This is a genomic window from Paenibacillus sp. GM2, from assembly GCF_900069005.2.
Lineage (GTDB): Bacteria > Bacillota > Bacilli > Paenibacillales > Paenibacillaceae > Fontibacillus.
On the sequence record NZ_LN831278.1, the window covers coordinates 546529 to 566753 of the forward strand.

General features: G+C 49.0%; 15 protein-coding genes, 2 tRNA genes and 1 riboswitch. Of the genes, 11 read left to right on the forward strand and 6 right to left on the reverse strand.

The window, feature by feature from the left end; translation table 11 throughout:
• The first annotated feature begins 7 nt into the window (after positions 1 to 7).
• The 4 genes from BN1360_RS25910 to BN1360_RS09050 are packed head-to-tail and all read left to right on the forward strand — an operon-like array spanning position 8 to position 4643.
• A complete protein-coding gene (locus tag BN1360_RS25910; RefSeq protein ID WP_068779554.1) occupies positions 8 to 310 on the forward strand; it encodes a hypothetical protein in 303 nt (100 codons plus the stop codon).
• Entirely contained in the window at positions 310 to 2046 is a 1737-nt protein-coding gene (locus tag BN1360_RS09040; RefSeq protein WP_068779555.1) for an ABC transporter ATP-binding protein, read from the forward strand. The genes BN1360_RS25910 and BN1360_RS09040 overlap by 1 nt, the downstream gene beginning before the upstream one ends.
• A complete protein-coding gene (locus tag BN1360_RS09045; RefSeq protein WP_068779556.1) occupies positions 2027 to 3874 on the forward strand; it encodes an ABC transporter ATP-binding protein in 1848 nt (615 codons plus the stop codon). Before BN1360_RS09040 ends, BN1360_RS09045 begins: the two co-directional genes overlap by 20 nt.
• A gap of 7 nt (positions 3875 to 3881) precedes the next feature.
• A complete protein-coding gene (locus BN1360_RS09050; RefSeq protein WP_068779557.1) occupies positions 3882 to 4643 on the forward strand; it encodes an AAA family ATPase in 762 nt (253 codons plus the stop codon).
• Between the two features lie 3 nt (positions 4644 to 4646).
• Here the strand turns inward: BN1360_RS09050 and BN1360_RS09055 are convergent, their stop codons facing one another.
• Positions 4647 to 5555 carry a LysR family transcriptional regulator gene (locus BN1360_RS09055; protein WP_068779558.1) on the reverse strand — a complete coding sequence of 303 codons (909 nt, stop codon included), beginning with the start codon at positions 5553 to 5555 and terminating at the stop codon, positions 4647 to 4649.
• Between the two features lie 206 nt (positions 5556 to 5761).
• On the opposite strand from BN1360_RS09055, the gene BN1360_RS09060 reads away from it, so the two are divergent.
• A complete protein-coding gene (locus BN1360_RS09060; protein WP_068779559.1) occupies positions 5762 to 6802 on the forward strand; it encodes a YeiH family protein in 1041 nt (346 codons plus the stop codon).
• 2049 nt (positions 6803 to 8851) lie between these two features.
• Positions 8852 to 9574 carry a Dph6-related ATP pyrophosphatase gene (locus BN1360_RS09065; RefSeq protein WP_068779560.1) on the forward strand — a complete coding sequence of 241 codons (723 nt, stop codon included), beginning with the start codon at positions 8852 to 8854 and terminating at the stop codon, positions 9572 to 9574.
• Between the two features lie 17 nt (positions 9575 to 9591).
• On the opposite strand, the gene BN1360_RS09070 is transcribed toward BN1360_RS09065, so the two are convergent.
• Positions 9592 to 9669 (reverse strand) — tRNA-Arg (locus BN1360_RS09070).
• A 113-nt stretch (positions 9670 to 9782) separates the two neighbouring features.
• Between BN1360_RS09070 and BN1360_RS09075 the strand changes: the two genes are divergently transcribed.
• Entirely contained in the window at positions 9783 to 10658 is an 876-nt protein-coding gene (locus BN1360_RS09075) for an SDR family oxidoreductase (protein ID WP_068779561.1), read from the forward strand.
• Positions 10659 to 10748: 90 nt separating this feature from the next.
• Here BN1360_RS09075 and BN1360_RS09080 read toward each other — a convergent pair whose 3' ends face one another.
• The 4 genes from BN1360_RS09080 to BN1360_RS09095 all read right to left on the reverse strand — a co-directional run bounded on the left by BN1360_RS09080 (position 10749) and on the right by BN1360_RS09095 (position 16867).
• Positions 10749 to 11780: a ribonucleotide-diphosphate reductase subunit beta gene (locus tag BN1360_RS09080; protein WP_068779681.1), complete on the reverse strand. Its 1032-nt coding sequence runs from the start codon at positions 11778 to 11780 to the stop codon at positions 10749 to 10751.
• Between the two features lie 62 nt (positions 11781 to 11842).
• Positions 11843 to 14176, reverse strand: a complete 2334-nt coding sequence (locus BN1360_RS09085; RefSeq protein ID WP_068779562.1) for a ribonucleoside-diphosphate reductase subunit alpha — start codon at positions 14174 to 14176, stop codon at positions 11843 to 11845.
• A gap of 199 nt (positions 14177 to 14375) precedes the next feature.
• Positions 14376 to 14894 carry an anaerobic ribonucleoside-triphosphate reductase activating protein gene (gene nrdG, locus BN1360_RS09090; RefSeq protein ID WP_068779563.1) on the reverse strand — a complete coding sequence of 173 codons (519 nt, stop codon included), beginning with the start codon at positions 14892 to 14894 and terminating at the stop codon, positions 14376 to 14378.
• Positions 14891 to 16867, reverse strand: coding sequence for an anaerobic ribonucleoside triphosphate reductase (locus BN1360_RS09095; RefSeq protein WP_068779564.1), 1977 nt, complete (start codon positions 16865 to 16867; stop codon positions 14891 to 14893). Before BN1360_RS09095 ends, nrdG begins: the two co-directional genes overlap by 4 nt.
• A 362-nt stretch (positions 16868 to 17229) precedes the next feature.
• Positions 17230 to 17454, reverse strand: a riboswitch (cobalamin riboswitch).
• A gap of 506 nt (positions 17455 to 17960) precedes the next feature.
• On the opposite strand from BN1360_RS09095, the gene BN1360_RS09100 reads away from it, so the two are divergent.
• From BN1360_RS09100 to BN1360_RS09115, 4 genes are all read left to right on the forward strand, one after another.
• Complete coding sequence (locus BN1360_RS09100; RefSeq protein ID WP_068779565.1) at positions 17961 to 18260, forward strand: MTH1187 family thiamine-binding protein; 300 nt, start codon at positions 17961 to 17963, stop codon at positions 18258 to 18260.
• Positions 18261 to 18339: 79 nt separating this feature from the next.
• Positions 18340 to 18412, forward strand: a tRNA-Thr gene (locus tag BN1360_RS09105).
• Positions 18413 to 18607: 195 nt separating this feature from the next.
• On the forward strand, positions 18608 to 19168 hold the full coding sequence (locus BN1360_RS09110) for a hypothetical protein (RefSeq protein WP_068779566.1): 561 nt from the start codon (positions 18608 to 18610) through the stop codon (positions 19166 to 19168).
• A gap of 199 nt (positions 19169 to 19367) precedes the next feature.
• A complete protein-coding gene (locus tag BN1360_RS09115; RefSeq protein WP_068779567.1) occupies positions 19368 to 19868 on the forward strand; it encodes a hypothetical protein in 501 nt (166 codons plus the stop codon).
• The last annotated feature ends 357 nt before the right edge of the window (positions 19869 to 20225 follow it).

Genomic DNA, 20225 nt, shown 5'->3' on the forward strand with positions numbered 1-20225 from the left:
CATATAGATGGAGAAGAAAGAAGGGCGTGAGGGCCCTTCTTTTTTGTGTATACGGATAGTTGATAAGCAGAAAGGTAAGATTATCGCGGCTGTTCCTCTGCTTTGCCACGTTAAAGGGCTTACCGTTCACTTTTATCTGTTCTATAATAAAAAAGCATGGTTCATCCGTTTTACAGGACAATTGGGGAGTTGTCCGATTCTTAGACAAGGGCCCGAAATCAGAAGCGAAAGAACTTTTCCCCAGGACAATGATGCAAATATCAATGAAAGACGGGTTGTCCCGGGCCCTGTAACGGGAGGCTCAGCGTAATGGTCTTTTCTTTTATGAAAAAGTATTGGATAGCTGCGACAGCGGCCTTCTGTATGATGCTGCTTGAGCTCTCTGTAGAGCTGGTGCAGCCGCTTATCATCTCCAAGATTATCGATGATGGCATTGCACAGCGGCAGCTATCGGTTGCCTGGACATGGGGCGCCGTTCTTGTGGGTAGCGCGTTTATGGCATTTGCGGGTGGGATTGCAAGCTCCTTTTTTGCATCGCATGCCAGTCAGGGCTTCGGCTATGACCTGCGGGATAAACTGTATGAGAAGGTAGAGGGCTTCTCATACTCTGTATTCAACCGCTTCGCGACATCCTCACTGATCACGCGGTTGACCGGCGATATTACACAACTGCAGGATATGCTGTTCATGAGCCTGCGGTTTGCCAGCCGGGTGCCGCTCGTCGTATTTGGCAGCATGGTCATGGCGCTTATCGTTCATGCCCGATTAGGTCTCCTCCTGACGGTTCTGATCCCCGTTCTTATCGTATTTGTATACTGGATGATTAAGCGAATCTCGGTTCAATTCCGAGCGGTACAACAGCGGCTCGATGGATTAAACGGAGTTATTCAGGAGAATCTGCTGGGGATGCGCTTGATTCGCGTATTTGTACGCCGTAATCATGAGATCAACCGGTTTGACCAGCGCAGCAAAGAACTGATGGATGGAACGGTTCGCGCACTTCGATTGGCCGAGACGACAATGCCTTTTATTCTGTTCGTGATGAATCTGGGGATTCTTGCTGTACTGTGGTTCGGCAGAATCGATATAGCCGCGGGCAGCGCCTCTGTAGGGCAGGTTGTGGCTGTCGTCAATTATTCATTGCGGACGATTGGTGCGCTTTCTGCATTATCATGGATCATGACTTCATACTCGCGAGCGGCAGCGTCGGCACAGCGGGTAAATGAAGTGCTATTGACAGAGGATGATTCAGAGGAGCCGCATGCGGGTCAGGCGAGCAAGCCTAATTTGACGGGAAAAGTTGATTTTAGCTCAGTCAGCTTCCGCTATCCGGATAGCGAGATGAACGCACTGGAGAATATATCGTTCCAGATCGAACCGGGTCAGCGCGTCGCTATTATGGGGGCAACAGGTTCAGGGAAATCCTCGCTCGTTCAATTAATTCCGCGTCTATATGAACCTTCCGAGGGGAGCATCAAGATCGATGGGATCGATATTGCCGATATCGACAGTTCACGCTTGCGTGGATCTATTGGTTATGTCCCTCAGGAGATCATGCTGTTCTCTGGATCGGTAAGGGAAAATATCGCTTGGGGGCGGGAGGACGCCTTATTGGAGGAGATTGAGGAAGCGGCGAAGCAAGCGCAAATTCACGATACGGTCGTGTCCCTGGCTCAGGGGTATGAAACCATGATCGGTCAGCGCGGGGTTAATCTGTCCGGTGGACAGAAGCAGCGATTATCGATTGCCCGGGCTCTCGTACGCAGACCGTCGATCCTTATTCTTGATGATAGCACCAGCGCTTTGGATATGCGGACGGAAGCCGCTTTGATGCAGGCGCTGAACAGCTTCTCCTGCACGATATTTTTGATTACGCAAAAGATCAGTTCGACCGTATCTGCAGACTTGATTCTGCTGCTGGATGAAGGCAGACTGATCGCCAGTGGAACGCATGATCAACTGATGACCGAGTCGTCACTTTATCGAAGGATTGTGGAGTCCCAGCATAGAGAGGGGGAAGAAATGCATGTTCAAAGAACTCGTTGAGCCTTTTCGGCATCCGTACCCCAAATCGGTCATTCAGCAGCAGGGCGGCTCTGGCCGCAAAAAGAAAGCCAAAGCTAAGGATTGGTCCGGTACGCTTGGCCGACTCTGGAGCTACCTGGCACAGAGAAAAGCGAAGCTGACCCTGGTGCTGGTGATGGTCGTATTCAGCTCGGCACTTGCCTTATTGGGGCCGTATCTCCTTGGGACCGCAATCGATAATTACCTGCAGGGAAGTGGGGGCAAGCCATGGGCCTGGTTCCTGCTGGGGCTCGGACTCGTCTATGCCGGTTCTTCCTTAACCTCGTGGCTGCAGAACATCTGGATGATCGAGGTGGCGCAGGAGACCGTATATCGAATGAGGTCGGATTTGTTCACCAAGCTGCATGCACTGCCGATTTCTTTCTACAGCAAAAGACAGCAGGGCGAAATTATGAGCCGCGTGACGAATGATATCGAAAATGTGAGCTCCACTTTGAACAGTTCAGCGATTCAAATCTTCTCCAGCGTATTGACGCTGACCGGAACAATCGTAGTGATGCTGTATCTAAGTCCAATCCTGACTTTGCTGACTTTTATTGTTGTTCCTTTGATGCTGTTTGGTATGAGGTGGATCACCAGACGGACGGGACCGCTCTACAAGCAGCGCCAGAAGGATCTGGGTAATCTGAACGGATATATTGAGGAGACATTGTCCGGGCAGCGAATGATCAAGGCCTTCTCCCAAGAGGAGAGGGTGCTGCGGGATTTCCGGGAGCGCAATGCTGCGATCCGCAGATCCGGCTTCTGGGCTCAGACGATCTCCGGCTTCATCCCGAAGCTGATGAACTTTCTTAATAACTTCAGCTTCGCTCTAGTCGCTGGAATTGGCGGTGTATTGGCCATTTACGGACAGGTAACGGTGGGGGTCATTATCGTCTTTGTGGAGTATGCCAGACAATTTACACGTCCGCTTAACGATCTGGCCAACCAGTGGAACACGCTGCTGTCGGCGATCGCCGGGGCGGAGCGGGTGTTTGAAGTGATGGACGAAGATGAGGAAGCCTCGGATGAGAGTGGAGTCCAGCCGATTGATCAGATCACCGGCAAGGTTTCCTTCTCGCATGTCTATTTCTCATATGAAAGTAATGGAGATACCTTGGAGGATATCAGCTTCACAGCAGAACCCGGGGAGATGATCGCTCTAGTCGGGCCAACCGGGGCCGGGAAGACGACGCTGATCCAGCTTCTGTCCCGCTTTTATGAGCATGATCGGGGAACGATTACAATTGATGATCGGGATATTACAGCGATTCGGCGTGACAGCCTGCGTTCCTATATGGCGTTTGTCCTGCAGGATTCGTTCCTGTTCCAGGGCACGATCCGCGATAATATTGCATTCGGACGTCTTGATGCCGGCGATGCGGAGATTGAAGAGGCTGCGAGATTGGCTAATGCCCATTCATTTATTATGCGTCTGCCGCATGGTTATGATCAGATACTTGGTCTCGGCGGGGATGGGATCAGCCAGGGCCAGAAGCAGCTGCTTGCTATCGCGCGGGCGATGCTGGCAAATCCGGCGATACTCGTATTGGATGAAGCAACCAGCAGCATTGACACCGTAACTGAGTTGAAGATCCAAGAAGGTCTGCAGCGGTTAATGAAGGGGAGAACAAGCTTTGTGATCGCCCATCGCCTGAATACGATTCGTCAGGCCGATAAAATTCTCGTCCTGAAAGAAGGTCGCTTGATTGAGCAGGGGAATCATACGACTTTGCTGGAACAGGGCGGTTTTTACAGCGAACTGTATTATGGTCGCCTTCAAGAGCAGGATGAAGAGAGCGGAGGTTAAATGGCAAATGAGTATCTATGATAGAGGGGCCTATTTACGCAGTATGACACTGCTCCGGGAAGAGGTGCCGTCCTTTGGGCGGTACCCTTTTCACTTGCCTGCGGTGGCAGCTATGGATCGGCTCGATTTCCATCCGAAGGTAACCTACATCACTGGTGAGAACGGGATGGGAAAATCGACGCTGCTGGAGGCGGTGGCGGTAGCGCTTGGCTTCAATGCCGAGGGAGGTACGCTTAATTTCAACTTCTCGACAGCAGAGACGCACTCGGAGCTGTACCGATACTTGCGCCCCGTGCGCGGACCACAGCGGGCAAGGGACGGATTTTTCTTTCGGGCAGAGAGCTATTATAATCTGGCGACGCAGATCGATACGCTTGATCGTGAGAAAAGCTTCGCCCCTCCAATTATCAATTCCTATGGAGGTAAATCGCTGCATATGATGTCGCATGGCGAGTCCTTTTTTGCCACATTTATGAACCGGTTTGGCGGCAGGGGACTTTATATTTTGGACGAGCCGGAGGCGGCGTTGTCCCCTTACCGACAGATGGCGATGCTGTCGCGAATCCATGAGCTGGTGAAGCAGCATTCCCAGTTCATTATTTCCACGCATTCTCCGATTCTGATGGCTTATCCGGACAGCAAAATTTATCAATTAACAGCTGAAGGCATGCGGGAGGTCGCGCTTGAAGCAACCGACCATTATGTCATCATGAAGGAGTTCCTGAACAACCGTGAACGGATGCTGGGTGAATTGTTCAGTCCGGAGTAGGGACTAGCCGAGACCATTTGCTTTTAATCGCTTGGCATCCTCCATAAGCTGCTGTACAAATCGCTCGATGGCCATTGAGGGGGCGTGATCCTTCGTCTGGATGACGGAGAAATCCCGTGCGAACTTGATCCCTTTCAAAGGGATGCTTCGCAGGGCTCCCGATTCAAGCTCCTTGCGGACAACCCAGCGCGACAGAATCGCGATGCCAAGTCCAGCAGCGACGGCCTCCTTAACGCCCTGACTGCTGTTAAATACATATGTACGCTGAACCTCGAGCTTATGCTCTTGCAGAAAAAGGTCGCTGAACGCCCTTGTGCCCGACCCGCTTTCACGTAAAATCCAGTTCATATGCTGGAGCTTGCCGACATCGGCCTGCCGCGTGGCGCAAAGCGGATGGTCAGGTGCAGCTACCAGCAGCATCTCATCCTTCATATAGGGGGTAATCACCAGATCCTCTCCAGTTACATTACCCTCGACCAATCCCAGATTAATCTCTTTCTTACGAACCTTTTGAACAATCTCCCAGGTGTTTCCGATCGTCACCTGCAGTTCAACCTGCGGGTATTGGGCGACGAATTCGGCAAGGAGACGTGGCAGAAGATACTCGCCGATCGTGAAGCTGGCACCGACATGAATCGCCCCGGTTACCGTATCCTGCAGCAGTTGAATATCCCGCCTTGCTTCATCGTACAGGTCCAAAATTTTTTTAGCCTTCTCGTATAAAATATATCCCGCCTCAGTCAGCTTCACCTGCTTTGGGGAACGGTGCATCAGCTTGGCGTCAAGCTCGTTCTCCAGATTGCGGATATGCAGACTAACGCCAGGTTGAGACAAATTCAAAAGCTCGGCGGCACGCGAGAAATTTTTCTGTTCAGACACAGTTACGAAAACCTTCAAATTCTCAACTATCATTCGTTAGTCTCTCCTTTGCTAGCTACTCTCATTGTACCCTGCTCCTGAATCGCTCAACAACCTGTTTTCCATCACAGGACGGACCAATCATAAGTATTTCTCATGATCAAGATAGCAGATATTTATTTCCGCTTTGCCGCAGACCGCCGTATAGTTGTAACCGTAACTGCAGACAGATTTTTTTACAACGGTGGGGAAGTGAGAAGATGGGGCAAAATTATATTCATTTATGGAGACAAAATAAAAAATTCGGCTTCGCCGAAGGGATCATCATTACGCTAATGCTGGCCGTTCTCGCTAAGTTTATAGCGGGTTTTCCGTTTTTAAGCATTATGGGTCAGCTAGTCATCGCCATATTACTAGGCATAGCCTGGCGGGCGATATTGGGTGTGCCGTCAGAAGCGGCACCCGGGATTAACTTCTCAAGCAAGAAGCTGCTGCGCTTTGGCATTATTCTGCTCGGGATGAGGCTTAATCTGCTTGATATTATTCACGCCGGACCGAAGGTGCTGGCTATTGCAGTGATTAATATTGTATTTGCCATATTCGTGGTATATGGACTGACCAAATTATTCAAGGTGGATCAACGGCTTGGCATTCTGACGGCTTGTGGCACCGCTATTTGCGGAGCGGCTGCTGTAGTGGCGATCGCCCCGCAAATCAAAGCGAGCGATGATGAGACGGCGGTGGGTGCTGCCACGATTGCTATTCTAGGTACTGTGTTCACCTTAGCGTATACGCTATTGTATCCTGTGCTAGGCTTGACAGCGGCCGGATACGGTATTTTCTCGGGAGCTACGCTCCATGAAATCGCCCACGTTATCGCTGCGGCAGCGCCAGGCGGCAAAGAAGCGGTTGATCTGGCCGTTATCATTAAGCTGACACGTGTGGCCTTGCTTGTACCTGTCGCGATTGTTATTGGTGTCTGGGTAGGTCGAGCTGAACGCAGAAATAACACGAATACGGCAAAAACAAGCTGGCGCGACATTCCGATTCCATGGTTTATTCTTGGCTTCCTGCTGATGAGTGGTGTCAATACGCTGGGCATCATTCCTGCGGTAGTGACGGACCAGCTGATCGTCGCAGCTTATTTGCTGATTGCCATGGCTATGGCAGCGCTAGGCTTGAACGTCGATATTGCCACCTTCCGCAGAATGGGGCTAAAATCTTTTGCCGCCGGATTTATCGGCTCGGTATTACTGTCGGGCCTCGGCTTCGGCCTGATACATTGGTTCGGCCTGGCCTAAGAGGTTGGGAGTTACTCGGGGTTAGCAGAAAGAAAACCAGTAACCCCCGGTTGGTTCTAATGGGGAGCTGGTATAAGCCTGGTAGATGGCATTAGAACCAGTAAAAGCTCAGTAGAAGTTCAGTAGAGTATGGCAGAAACAATGGAAGCCCAGTAAAATCCCGTGGCACCCAGTGGAAGTCAGCAGTAACTCAGTGGAAGCCTAGCAGGAGTCGGCAAAGACCGAGAACCTGGTAAAACTCAGCATAAGAACTCAGTAGAACTGAATAGTACTCTGTAGAAGGTTAGTAGAACTCAATGGTAGCTCAGTAGAAGTCAATAGAAGACTAGTAGTAACTCAATAGAACTGAATAGTGCTCAACAGTACCCTGTAGAAGTCAGTAGTGACCCAGCAGAACTGAATAGTGCTCAACAGTACCCTGTAGAAGTCAGTAGTGACCCAGCAGAACTAAATAGTGTCAACAGTACCCTGTAGAAGTCAGTAGTAACTCAGTGGAACTGAATAGTGCTGAACAGGACTCAGTAGAAGTCAGTAGTGACCCAGCAGAACCCAGTAGAACTCAACAGGATTTTGTAGAAGTCAGTAGTAACTCAGTGGAACTGAATAGTACTCAGTAGAAGGCCAGCAGAATTCAATGGTAACTTTGTAGAACACAGTAGAAGATAGTGGAAGGCAGTGGAACCCAGAAAAACTCAACAGAAGGCCTCTCAGTAGTAATCGAGCAGAGCTCAATAGAGCTCAGCAAAGCTCAGTAGAACCCAGCAATAACTCAGTAGAATCCAATAGGCACTCTGTAGAAACCCAGTAAAACTCAAATAGCCCCCCCCTGGACGCCCCCTTTGGAACTCTAACGAAACTACAGAACGCTATTTGCACGTAAACAGCAGCCAAAAAAATCTAACGAAACTGTGAATCGTTATTGAAGGGAAAAATAGGCTGTAAGCGACAATTTTGATCGAATAGCGTTACCCAGTTTCGTTACAATTTCCGGCGGCTCTTTATGAGCGAAATAACGATATCCAGTTTCGTTAGAGGCTCCTGATAAAAATAAGCAGCCCCCCAGCCCCCTGGACGCCTCCTTTGGAACTCTAACGAAACTACAGAACGTTATTTGCACGAAAACAGCAGCAAATATAATCTAACGAAACTGTGGATCGTTATTGAAGGAAAAAATAGGCTGAAAGCGACAGTTTTGATCGAATAGCGTTACCCAGTTTCGTTACAATTTCCGGCGGCTCTTTTTGAGCGAAATAACGATATCCAGTTTCGTTAGAGGGTCCTAGCAAAAATAAGCACCCCCCTAGCACCCCCCTGGACGCCCCCTTTGGAACTCTAACGAAACTACAGAACGTTATTTCCACATAAACAGCAGCAAATAAAATCTAACGAAACTGTGAATCGTTATTGAAGGGAAAAATAGGCTGTAAGCGACAATTTTGATCGAATAGCGTTACCCAGTTTCGTTACGATTTCCGGCGGCTCTTTTTGAGCGAAATAACGATATCCAGTTTCGTTAGAGGCTCCTGATAAAAATAAGCAGCCCCCCAGCCCCCCTTGACGCCCCCTTTGGAACTCTAACGAAACTACAGAACGTTATTTGCACGAAAACAGCAGCCAAAAAAATCTAACGAAACTGTGGATCGTTATTGCAGAGAAAAATAGGCTGAAAGCGACAATTTTGGCCGAATAGCGTTACCCAGTTTCGTTACAATTTCCGGCGGCTCTTTATGAGCAAAATAACGATATCCAGTTTCGTTAGAGACTCGCGTGTGAGAATCCAAGTTTTCTGATAACCTGCAAATTTGCAGGCTTTTTTTATTTATAGAATCAAAATCGTTATTCAAGCACCACTGCATTCCAGCGAAACTCCCTAAAGGGGGGGACGATTCCGCTCAACAGCCGGATACAGCGAACTCACCATTCGCGCGGCTATAAAACTTGATCCTTTATTATATGAAAACTTGTATAATATGTAGTAGCAGCTAGGTCGGGGTACGTTTGGAGATACACGAGACTTGCGAGTGGATTTAACGTAGGGGAGATGCAGGGATGAGTGAGGCAATCAACTGGAAGCATGGAGCCGTGGGACATAAATTTGTAGCCTCCTATAGTGGCGGCAAGGACAGCACCTTGGCTTTATATAAAGCGATGCAAGCGGGGGAAGCGGTGGGATTGATTATGATGCTGGAGGAGGAAGGTAAACGATCCAGATCTCACGGCATGCCTCCTGAAATAATTCAGGCGCAAGCCGAATCCATCGCTCTGCCGATCTTTACAGCGGCTACAAGCTGGGAAGACTACGAGCGTAATTTCATGCGGCTATTGGCGGAAGCCAAGCATCAAGGAGCCGAGGTGTTGGTAACCGGAGATCTGGATGTGCCTGTCGAAGACTGCTGGCATGATCGCGTTACGAGAAATGCGGGATTAGGACTTGGCATGCCGTTATGGGAGATGGATCACCGCGACGCCGTCGAGGAGTTCATCAATCTGGGCTTTGTGACAATGCTGGTTACTGTAAACCTGGAGCTAGGCATGAGTGAAGATGACCTGGGGCGTATTCTGACACAGGAGTATGTGGACGAATTGGTGGCCAGAGGCATTGACCCCTGCGGCGAAGGCGGCGAGTTTCACACCACAGTCATAGACGGCCCGCTCTTCAAGCATCCGATTCCCATTCGGAAATGTGGGATTTTGAGGGACGGCAAGTATGCCTTTTTGCCATTGGAGCTTGAACAAGGGCCTCAAGATAACAACAAAAAAACCTTGCGATAACAAGGTTTCAATGATAGTGGCGCGCCACGGCGGGATTCGAACCCGCGACGCACAGTTTAGGAAACTGTCGCTCTATCCTGCTGAGCTACGGGCGCCTATGAAATTGTACTTTCAAGATGTCATGAAAAATCGACATAAAGATATTATAAAATAATAATCGTAAAAAGGGAATCCGAAAATACAATTAAGCGGCAAAGGAGACGGTCTTATGGGTAAAATCGCAATTACCGGTGCTACAGGACAGCTCGGAGAAATGACGATCTTCCATTTGTTGGAGCTTAACGTGTCTGCTGGAGATATGATTGCTGTGGTTCGCAATCCCGAGAAAGCCAAACCGCTGGCTGATCTGGGCCTTCAGATTCGCTATGGAAATTATGAAGATGAAGCCTCCATGCTTGCGGCCTTTGAAAATGTGGATAAGCTGCTCTTCATCTCCAGCCCATCCTTGGATAACACCCATCGTATTGCCCAGCATGCCCGGGTCGTTGAAGCGGCGAGAGATGCAAAGGTAGGTTTTATCGCTTATACCAGCCTTGCATTTCCAGAAAAGTCCGCGTTGGGGCTGGAAAATCTTCATCTCGCGACAGAATATGCGATTCGAACGACGGGGATTCCTTATACTTTTCTGCGCAACGGATTTTATATGGATATTCTCGTAAATCCTGGCCTGCATGGAGTGATCGAATCGGGTGAGCTCGTATCTGCCTCAGCAGGAGCCAAAGTGAACTATGTGACCCGTAATGACCTGGCACTGGCTGCGGCCAACGTATTAACCGGCTCAGGACATGAATACCAAACCTATGAACTGGCGCATCCGCATCCTTTTACGTATGATGAGTTTGTGCAAATTTTGTCCGAGGTATCTGGTACACTGGTCAAGCATGCGGATTTAAGCTCTGAACAGGCCTATGAACGCCTCGTGGCAACCGGGACGCCGGGAGCAGCAGCGGCGTTTATGACCCAGGCTATTTATCCCGCTATTGCTGCGGGGCAATTCAGTTTCGCATCCGAGGATTTGGTCAAGCTGATCGGGAATCGGTTCACCACGGTGAAGGCAGCACTGGAGCAGTTTATGGGGAAATAGGGAGGATACAGCAAATATAACTTGTATATAGTGAAAAGGCACAGAAGTGATCGGGATTGCCCGGTACCTCGGTGCCTTTTTAATCAATTCTTACAGATCATCAAATCCGTTGTCGTCGCCGACTTTGCCGTAGTTGCGGGATTTAGCTTCGAAGAAGTCCGTCTTTGTTGCATTGAGCGCTTCATCGGAGAATGGCTTGATCCAAGGCATGCAGTTGACATCAACGCCTTCGTATGCTTTGTCCAGCCCCATCAATTTAAGGCGTTTATTGGCGATGTATTTGATGTAATCGGACAATTCGTTCAGGTCGATGCCTCGTACCTGCTTGAGCGTATAATGCGCCCAGTTGGTCTCGAGCTCAACCGCACGGTTAATTGTGCCATAGACATAATCCATATTTTCCGGAGTATGCAGTTCCGGATAATCGGTGAGCAGCTGCTTGAATACTTCGGCGAAGAAGTAGCAGTGCTGGTTCTCATCGCGTTGGATATAGGAGATCATCTGACTGGTTCCCATCATCTTCTGATCGCGAGCCAGGTTATAGAAGAAGGCAAAGGTACTGTAGAAGAAAATGCCTTCCAAAATCAAGTCGGCTACCAGCGCCTCAAAGAAGGTTTGAGGTGTCTGTTCGTTGCGGAAGTTCTGATAGATCTCGGAGATGAACGTATTGCGGTCCAGCAGTACCGGATCATGCTTCCAATATTCAAAAATCTCCTTCTGCTCCTGATCGGATACGAGAGAGGACAATACATAGGAATAGGATTGGTTATGCACAACCTCTTGCTGGGCGATGACTGCCGCGATCGCTTCCAGGGAAGAATCGGTTAAATAGCGCTTCACATCGCCGACGAACATCGTCTGCATCGAATCAAGCACGGCTAAGAGGCCGATGTTGATCTTGAAGGTGCGCTGTTCCTCAGGCTCAAGCAGCGGGAACTGCTGGGCATCTTTACTCATCGGGATTTCATCGGCAATCCAGTAATTGAGCAGCAGCACCTTGTACAGCTTATACATATGCGGCATACGGATGTCGTCCCAGTTCACAATACCGGAGCATTCGCCATTAATGATACGGGTTGATTTGTTGGGAGCCTTAGTGTTAAAGATCTCCTGTAATTGCAGTGTCATTTAGTCCATCTCCTAATATTAATAATCTTGCAAATCTATCAGTATCAAAAATAGGATTATGATGCGCAGGATTCGCACTCTTCAATAGTCAATGCACGGCTGCGGACATAATAAGTTGTCTTGATGCCAGCCTTCCAGGCATGCAGATGCAGCTCCAGGAATTCGGTTGCTTTGATGTCCGGGCGCACATAAAGGTTGAAACTTTGCGCCTGGTCGATATGGCGTTGACGGGCGCTGGCCATATTGATGGACCAGTGCTGATCGATCATGAACGCGGTCTTGTAATACCAGATCGTCTTCTCGGACAGGTCCGGAGCCGGGTTCGCGACTTTATAGGTTGTTTTCTCTTCATAGGAAAGAAGTTCATAAAGCGGATCGATGCTGGCGGTAGAGCCGGCGATGATTGAGGTCGATCCGTTAGGCGCGATAGCAAACATCCAGGCGTTGCGTACGCCGTTCTCATGGACTTGTCCCATCAGCTCTTTCCATTGCTCTGTTGTTACGAATTTGCCTTCACGCGAACCGTCAACATAACCACGGGAAGTAAAGTAATGTCCGTTATCCCAGTCCGAGCCTGTAAACTTCGGATAGCGGCCTTTTTCAATCGCCAGTTCCATACTTGATCTGATCAGCAGGTAGTTGATCTTCTCATATAGAGCATCGTTATATTGTACAGCCTCCTCGGATTCCCAGCGGATGCCCTCAAGTGCGAGCAGATGGTGCAAACCGAAGGTACCCAGCCCGATAGCACGGTATTGGCTGTTGGTATATTGTGCTTGAAGCACCTCAATATTATTAATGTCAATGACGTTATCCAGCATACGTGTCTGAATCGGTACGAGACGATCCAGGACTCCGGCAGGTACAGCACGTGCCAGGTGGATCGAGTTCAGGTTGCAGACAACGAAATCGCCAGGAATTTTAGAGATGACGATCCGGGTCTGGCCATCTTTGGTTACGAGTTCCTCTTGCTCAACGACTGTTGGCGATTGGTTCTGCATAATCTCCGTACATAGATTGGAGGAGTAGACCATACCGTGGTTCCGGTTCGGATTCGCACGGTTGACGGTATCGCGATAGAACATGTAAGGTGTTCCCGTCTCCAGCTGCGACTTCATAATTCGCTTCATAATGTCAATGGCCGGCATTGTGATCCGGGACAGGGTGGGGTGATCCACTGCTTCTTGATATTTCTCGCGGAATTCGCCCTTGCCGACTTCCTCATCATAGAAATCCTCCAAGCCCAGCGGACGTCCGTTTGCGTCCTTCCAGCCCATCGTCTTCTTCACTTCATGCGGGCAGAACAGATTCCACTCACCCCGGTTCTCTACAGCCTCCATGAACAAGTCAGGCAGACATACGCCATGGAAAATATCATGCGCGCGCATCCGCTCATCCCCGTTGTTAAGCTTCAGGTCGAGGAAGGAGAGAATATCTTTATGAAATACGTCAAGGTAGACGGCGATTGCGCCTTTGCGCGTGCCAAGCTGGTCTACGCTGACCGCGGTGTTGTTAAGCTGGCGAATCCAGGGGATGACGCCAGAGCTTGTGTTCTTGTGGCCGCGGATATCTGATCCACGGGCCCGGACTTTGCCGAGATAGACACCGATTCCGCCGCCCATCTTGCTGAGGCGAGCCACATCGGTATTGGAGTCGAAGATCCCTTCGAGGGAATCGTCAACCGTATCGATGAAGCAGCTGGAGAGCTGCCCGGCTACCTTCTTGCCGGCATTGGACATCGTTGGCGTTGCCGCGGTCATGTAAATATGGCTCATCGCCCAGTAGGCTTCTTTGACAAGCTCCATCCGTCTCTCTGCCGGTTCTTTATGCATCAAGTACATGGCAATGACCATGTAGCGTTCTTGCGGCAGCTCCATGGTGCGACCTTCAAAGTCAGCAGCCAGATAACGCTCGGATAGCGTAAGCAGCCCGATATAGTCGAACAGTAAATCACAGGATGGGTCAATTACCTCTCCAAGCTCGTCGATTTGTTCTTTAGTATAGTACTCTAGCAATTCTTCACGATAGATACCGCTCTTGCATAGGTCGGAGATCAGATGGTAGAACGAACCGTAAGGCTGATCCGGATAAGATTTATAGCGGCGGTTCACGGCGGCCTTCTTATACAGGGATGTCAGCAGGGCGCGGGCAGCGGCGAATTTCCACTCCGGCTCTTCCTTGGTCACGAGCTCAAGCGCAGACATCGTAAATGCACTGCTGATCTCCTCTCCGGTAACGACATCGCGTCTCAATTTGGATTGCACACCGCGCAGCAGGCGCTCCTTATCGATTTTGTTCAAGCCCTCCAGAATACGGTCGGCGTAGATGCCCAGACGCTCGCTGTCGAACGCCAGTTGGCGGTTATTAGGTTTGGTTACAAATGATGGCATGGAATATCCTCGCTTTCGTGATATAAGATCAGGCAGCAGCCAAAGCTGTGCGAAACTACAAAACTTGTTATTTAAAATTGCAAATAAACAGCGAAAAAAAGGGGCGCTGAGAGAGTATGTCGCGCCGGTTGGTATATATTTCACCATATTCACTGTGAGAAACATCACAGATTATCAATTATACAAGAAACGAGGTAGGCTAGAAAGAGTACAAGGGTTCCCAATCTATAACTTTTTGGGCTGCCAAGCTCTCTGGAATCCTTATAATACGCTGGTTAGAGCTGCCTCGATAGAGCAGAGAGGGGTCCCTTAAATTTTTTATAAATCTTCCATCGACAAGAACATCACAGCGTTCCAGCAGGCCAAATTCCGGGGTACCCGGCATCGCCAGCAGTTCTTCAAATGTATATCCTGTATATATCCAGATCGGAACCGGGCCAGCTTCCTGGCGCAATCGATCGATGAAATCATTGACCTCTTCAGCAGAGAAAAAGGGATCGCCGCCAAGAATAGAGACTCCGCTTAATAGAGGGTTATTTTTAATATCCGAGATAATCTCTACCTGCCGTTCTTCTGTAAATGGTTCTCCATAATTGAAGTTCCACGTAGCCGGGCTGAAGCAGCCCGGACAACGGTGGCGGCATCCGCTGATGAAGATGGAGGCGCGCAGGCCTTCGCCTTCATTTATTGATTCCGGGTAATAACCGCAGATGTTCATATCCCGTGTTTCACCCGATCCCGAACCTCTGCCTGTTTAGCGGCGTTGAAGCGGGTCTGATAGTCTCCGGTCAAGTAGCCTGTTACCCGGCGCAGGCGACGGATATGCACATCATTCTCATGCTGACCGCAGGAAGGGCAGGTAGCTCCGATAATCCCCTCATAGCCGCAGGATGTGCAGCGGTCAATCGGATGGTTAATGCTGAAATAGCTAACTTGCTTGGATAACGCAAATTTTACAATGTTGATGAATGCAGCCGGATTATTGCGAGCATTCCCATCCAGCTCGATATAAGAGATAGCGCCGGCGTTGCAAAGATCATGGAACGGGGCTTCCAACTCAATTTTCTTCGCTGCACTTATGGTATAGTACACCGGGATGTGGAACGAATTGGTATAGTATTCACGGTCTACAATTTCGGCCACCTTGCCGTACACAGCCCGGTCACGCTTGGTGAATTTGCCGGACAGCCCTTCGGCAGGCGTTGCGAACAGCGTAATATTCAGATTGTGGCGCTCACTCTGCTCGTCGCAATATTTGCGCATATAAGAGATCAGGTCATAAGCTTTGCGATATACTTCCTCATCTTCGCCATGGTGCTTGCCGTACAATGCCTTCATGCATTCCGCGAGCCCGATGAATCCGATCGACAGGCTGCCGTGCTTGAGCAGGTCTCCAACCTGATCGTCAGGGGCGAGCTGCTCGCCACCTTCCCAGACGCCTTCGCGCATCATGAAATCGGAAGCTTTGGCCTTTTGGCGAGACTGAATCTCGAAGCGGTGCAGCAAGCCATCCGTTGCGATATCCATATAATGCTTCAGCTCGCGGTAGAAGCCGCGCTCATCGGCCTTTTTGCGCCGTCCCAGCGCGATACCGTGCTCCAGTCCAAGCTTGACGAGATTAATTGTATTAAAGGACAGATTGCCTTTGCCAGACAGATGGTTGCGTCCCAAGCGGTCGCTTAATACGCGAGTGCGGCATCCCATGGTTGCAAATTCCGTATCCGGATTGGTGGGGTCATAGTATTGCAGGTTGAGCGGCGCATCCAGGTTAGCGAAGTTGGGATACAGTCGTTTGGCCGAGCATTCTGCGGCCATCAGGAATAGATGATAGTTCGGATCTTCTTTATCCTGATTGATCCCTTGTTTGCATTTGAAAATTTGGATCGGGAAGACCGGTGTCTCACCGCTGCCCAGACCGCGCATCGTCGCCTTCAGCAGGGATTGGATGACCAATTGTCCCTCCGGAGAGGTGCAGGTCCCATAGTTGATGCTGGTGAACGGGATTTGTCCGCCCGCCCGGCTCGACATCGTATTCAAGTTATGAATCAGGCTCTCCGCAGCCTGTAAAGTTTCTGATTCGGTCTCCTTGGAGGCATATTTGAAAGTTCTCGGATATTGCTCCTGAAGGTCGCTGCGACTCATGGAGATTTCACCCAGGTCCGCCGCCTCGTCTCCTTCTTCAAAGTAGCCAAGCCCTTTGCGGAAATACTTCGCGAACGACTTCCTTACATAAGGGGCCAGATCGTGATCCAGTTTATTGGAGGAGACGCCGCCATACTGGGCATTTTGCTGGGATTGGAAAATGATCGCCACCAGCGCCATGGCTGTCATGATCGAATTAGGCGGACGAACGCTGCCATTTCCGGTGTTAAAGCCTTGAGCGAGCAGTTTATCAAATGGAATGAAGATGCAGTTCGTCGTGCCGATGGCATATTGATCCAGGTCATGCACATAGACGATATTGTCTTGAATAGCTTGTACCAGATGGTTAGGCATCACAAAGTGATTCGCATACCATTTGGCGTACTCACTGCCAAATTTGCTCATTTTGCCGGAGAAGCTCTCGCCGTTCAGGTTTGCATTCTCGCGCAGTGCATCCAGGTTGGAGCTGGCAACAATTTCTTCCCCTAAATGAATCACCTCATCCAGCATTTGCTCCTGATCCGTATAAATTCGATTTAATAAAGCCATAACTAAGTGCTCCCCTCTAATTACTAGACATTCTAGACATATAAAAAGCATTTCCAACCTGCTTGAAGGTCGAAAATGCCCGATTGCGCTCCATCAAACACAGTACTCCTGTGCTCGGATAGTGTATAGCTGAAATAGTATGTAGCAGCTGCAAGCGGACACCTGCCTGATTCCTCGCAGGTCATTAGCGGTGTCATTGAAACAGGCAGGTCTCCTGGCTTCCGGGTTATTCAGTGGCGCCTTCCCACAGGCTTGCTTACCCGCAGTGGCATATTGCCGCCGAATCGCTTGTATCGCTTGTAGAGTGTGTTCAAAAAGTTCACTTTTTGATCAGCCATCGGTATCAAATCTTGAATTCAGCCGGGCTTTCTGGTGCTTGCGCAGGTATTGCCCGCGCCGCGCTCCTATTGCCTTTGGCTTCATCTAACCTTCTCGGTGTTGAAAACTGACCTTTTTGAACACTCACTTATAGAGGCTGTGAAGCCTCCCAAGCTTCCGGTCACAGTGGCGGGACCGCAGCGGATTTGCACCGCGCTTCCCTTTTAAGATCCGGTAGTATAAAATGCACCGAACCACCTGTTCATACTATATTTGGTTGTCTGGAATTGATCATAGCCCAATATGTTGTGTTTGTAAACAGGTCATAAGAAGGATTGACGAGTGAAAATTAACTGAAAAACAGGAGAAAGCAGATGTGATGCGGCGAGTCGGGGTCGAAAAAAATTGTGAACTTTTATGGACTGCACAGATGCTTGAATGAGTGATTATTGGAGAGAAGGGAGGGGATTCGACTGGCATCTACGAAACCGTCTCTAACGAAACTGGATAACGTTATTTGGACGAAAAAGCGGGACTGAAAAATGTAACGAAACTGGGTATCGCTATTTGGCCCAAAATAGTCGGTTTCAGCAGGTACAAGCCCAAATAACGATATGTAGTTTCGTTAAATTGAATTTGTGCTTTTTTTCGCGGCAATAGCGTTCAGTAGTTTCGTTAGAAGATCTGAGCAGAAATCCAGCGAATCGGAGTTTGAATTTCACCCGGGGTTGTGGTTAGAATAGAATTAATATGGAATAGAAAGGAAGTCTTGAAGATGGCGATAGCAGAAGTAACAGTTATTCCCGTTGGTACAGGAAGCACCAGTCTCAGTTCATATGTAGCCGAGCTGCAGCGCGTGTTGGAGAAGCAAACCGGCATTCAATATACACTGACCTCCATGAGCACGATTATTGAGGGGCAGCTTGAGGATATCTTTACCGCGATCCGGGCCCTTCATGAAGCACCATTCCAATCTGGGGCGATGCGCGTATCCACCTCGATCAAGATCGATGACCGCCGCGATAAAGTGAGCTCCTCTGAGCAGAAGCTGCGCTCCGTACGCGAGAAGCTTTAATCATTTTCCAGTCTTTGTGGTTGCATTTTTCCAAAAAAGCGGTATAATATTTTTTGTTTCTGAAATTCGAAGAGATTATGCTGATGTAGCTCAGCAGGTAGAGCAACGCACTCGTAATGCGTAGGTCGGTGGTTCGAATCCTCTCATCAGCATCCTTACTTTTTCAAGCGTGGCACGGTATCCGAAGTTCTCTGGGGCCGTGCCTTTTTGCGTAAAAAGCTTATGATCTACCGTTTTTCCACCCTTTACTCAAGTGAAGTGGTGTTTTACCATTGCGGGCTCTATTATAACTTGCACCAAAACGAGCGATAATTAAAAGTAAGAAGTAATTTTCCAGGAGGTTTGAAATGAAGAAGTTTATAGCCGGGGTCGTTGTGGGAGTACTGCTCTTCGGGATTGCATCCGTTCTCTCCAGCTCCATCAGGTCTCGAATGAATGTGCAAAAGGGGATTTATACCATTAAAAAAACAGACGGTACCTTGATATCGGAGGGCGCCGTGTTAGGTGGGATTGTTTACGCACCTGTTAGAGCGATGGCTGCAACATTCGGAGTTCCTTTAACCGTGGAGGGGAAGACGGTCTTAGTAGGCGAACCGACCGATTCACAAAGTCCAATGGAAGACAATGTATTAGTCGATGAGACTTTAGAATGGACTAATCGGATTAATCATTTACGTGGTGTAATTAGCAGCTGTGAAGTAAATATAGCGTTGAGAAAGGATAAGATAACAACCTTAGTTGCAGAAATTGAGAAGGAGAAATCAAAACAAAACTCAACGGGTCGACTGAAGCAGCTCGAAGAGGAGCTCAAGGAGAACAAGGATACCTTAAAGGAGCTCCGGGGAGGAATCACCGCCGCAGAGCGGGAAATATCGGAGCTGCAAAAGAAGATAGATGCCAAGAAATAGATTATCAATAATGATGAGAAAATATTTTCTATAATATAGCTTGTGTATGAGTACGGCTTAAAAGAGTGGTCGGTTAATCTCCCGGAAGGGAGGTGATGCCCGTGGGGTTAAAGACGCTTTGATACCTCCAGACAGGAGTAACTTTAACGGGCTGGCTGACGTTAGAGGTATAAGTATATCGCTTTGCCTGGGAGGTCTTATGATTAGATTTCTTAAACTGAACGGTATAAGCGCTTTATATGGACTTCATTTTGCCATACAAATTGAACTGATGGCGGAGCCGTATCGGCTTGCAAGAGTGGCTGGCGTTGATTTGGCGCAGATGAATAGGATCATCGGTTGGGCGATGATCGTGATCCTGCTTGCTGCTTCATTTCTGATGTACTATCTGACGAACCGCTTATTAGAAAGTGGGGGAGCAAGGTTCTGGACTGCCGTACTCTGGCTGCCGTATGCAGTGATGTTTATGTATGGGATTAGCCGTCTATTCCCTATCACGGATCGGGCTGATTCTCCACCGCCTGTATTGGGATTGTTAGTAATAGCGGCCGCGCTGCTCTATCCTCTATATATCCTATTTCTTAATTTTATGACCTACATACGCCGTGAAACGAATGCCAAGAGGCGGATAATAAATGCATGCGATAAAATAAAATCTGCTAACCCTAGGGCAGATAACAATAAGGATCAAGGTCGGTAATCCGATGCGCAGCCCCTTCAAATTTTTGAAGGGGCTAATGAATTGCTAATTTACCAACAGCTTCTACAGCAGTTCTTATGATGGTGATGATGGTTGTGGTGATGACGGCGACGGCGAGGACTAACGACTCCGTGATCCACAGTAACGTGGCAGTGTTTGCTTACTTTTGGTACAAACTTGATCGTAGTTACCTGAGTTTTAACAATTCTCTTGAAGCGAACTTTGGGTCTTGGTTCACGATGGCAGCAATGTTGTGAATACATGCTTGAATTCCTCCCTTCAGTGGTAATGCATTGTATGATGGAGTGATTTGCATGGAAACGTACAGATGACCTCAAGGCAATCGGTCTAGAGAGG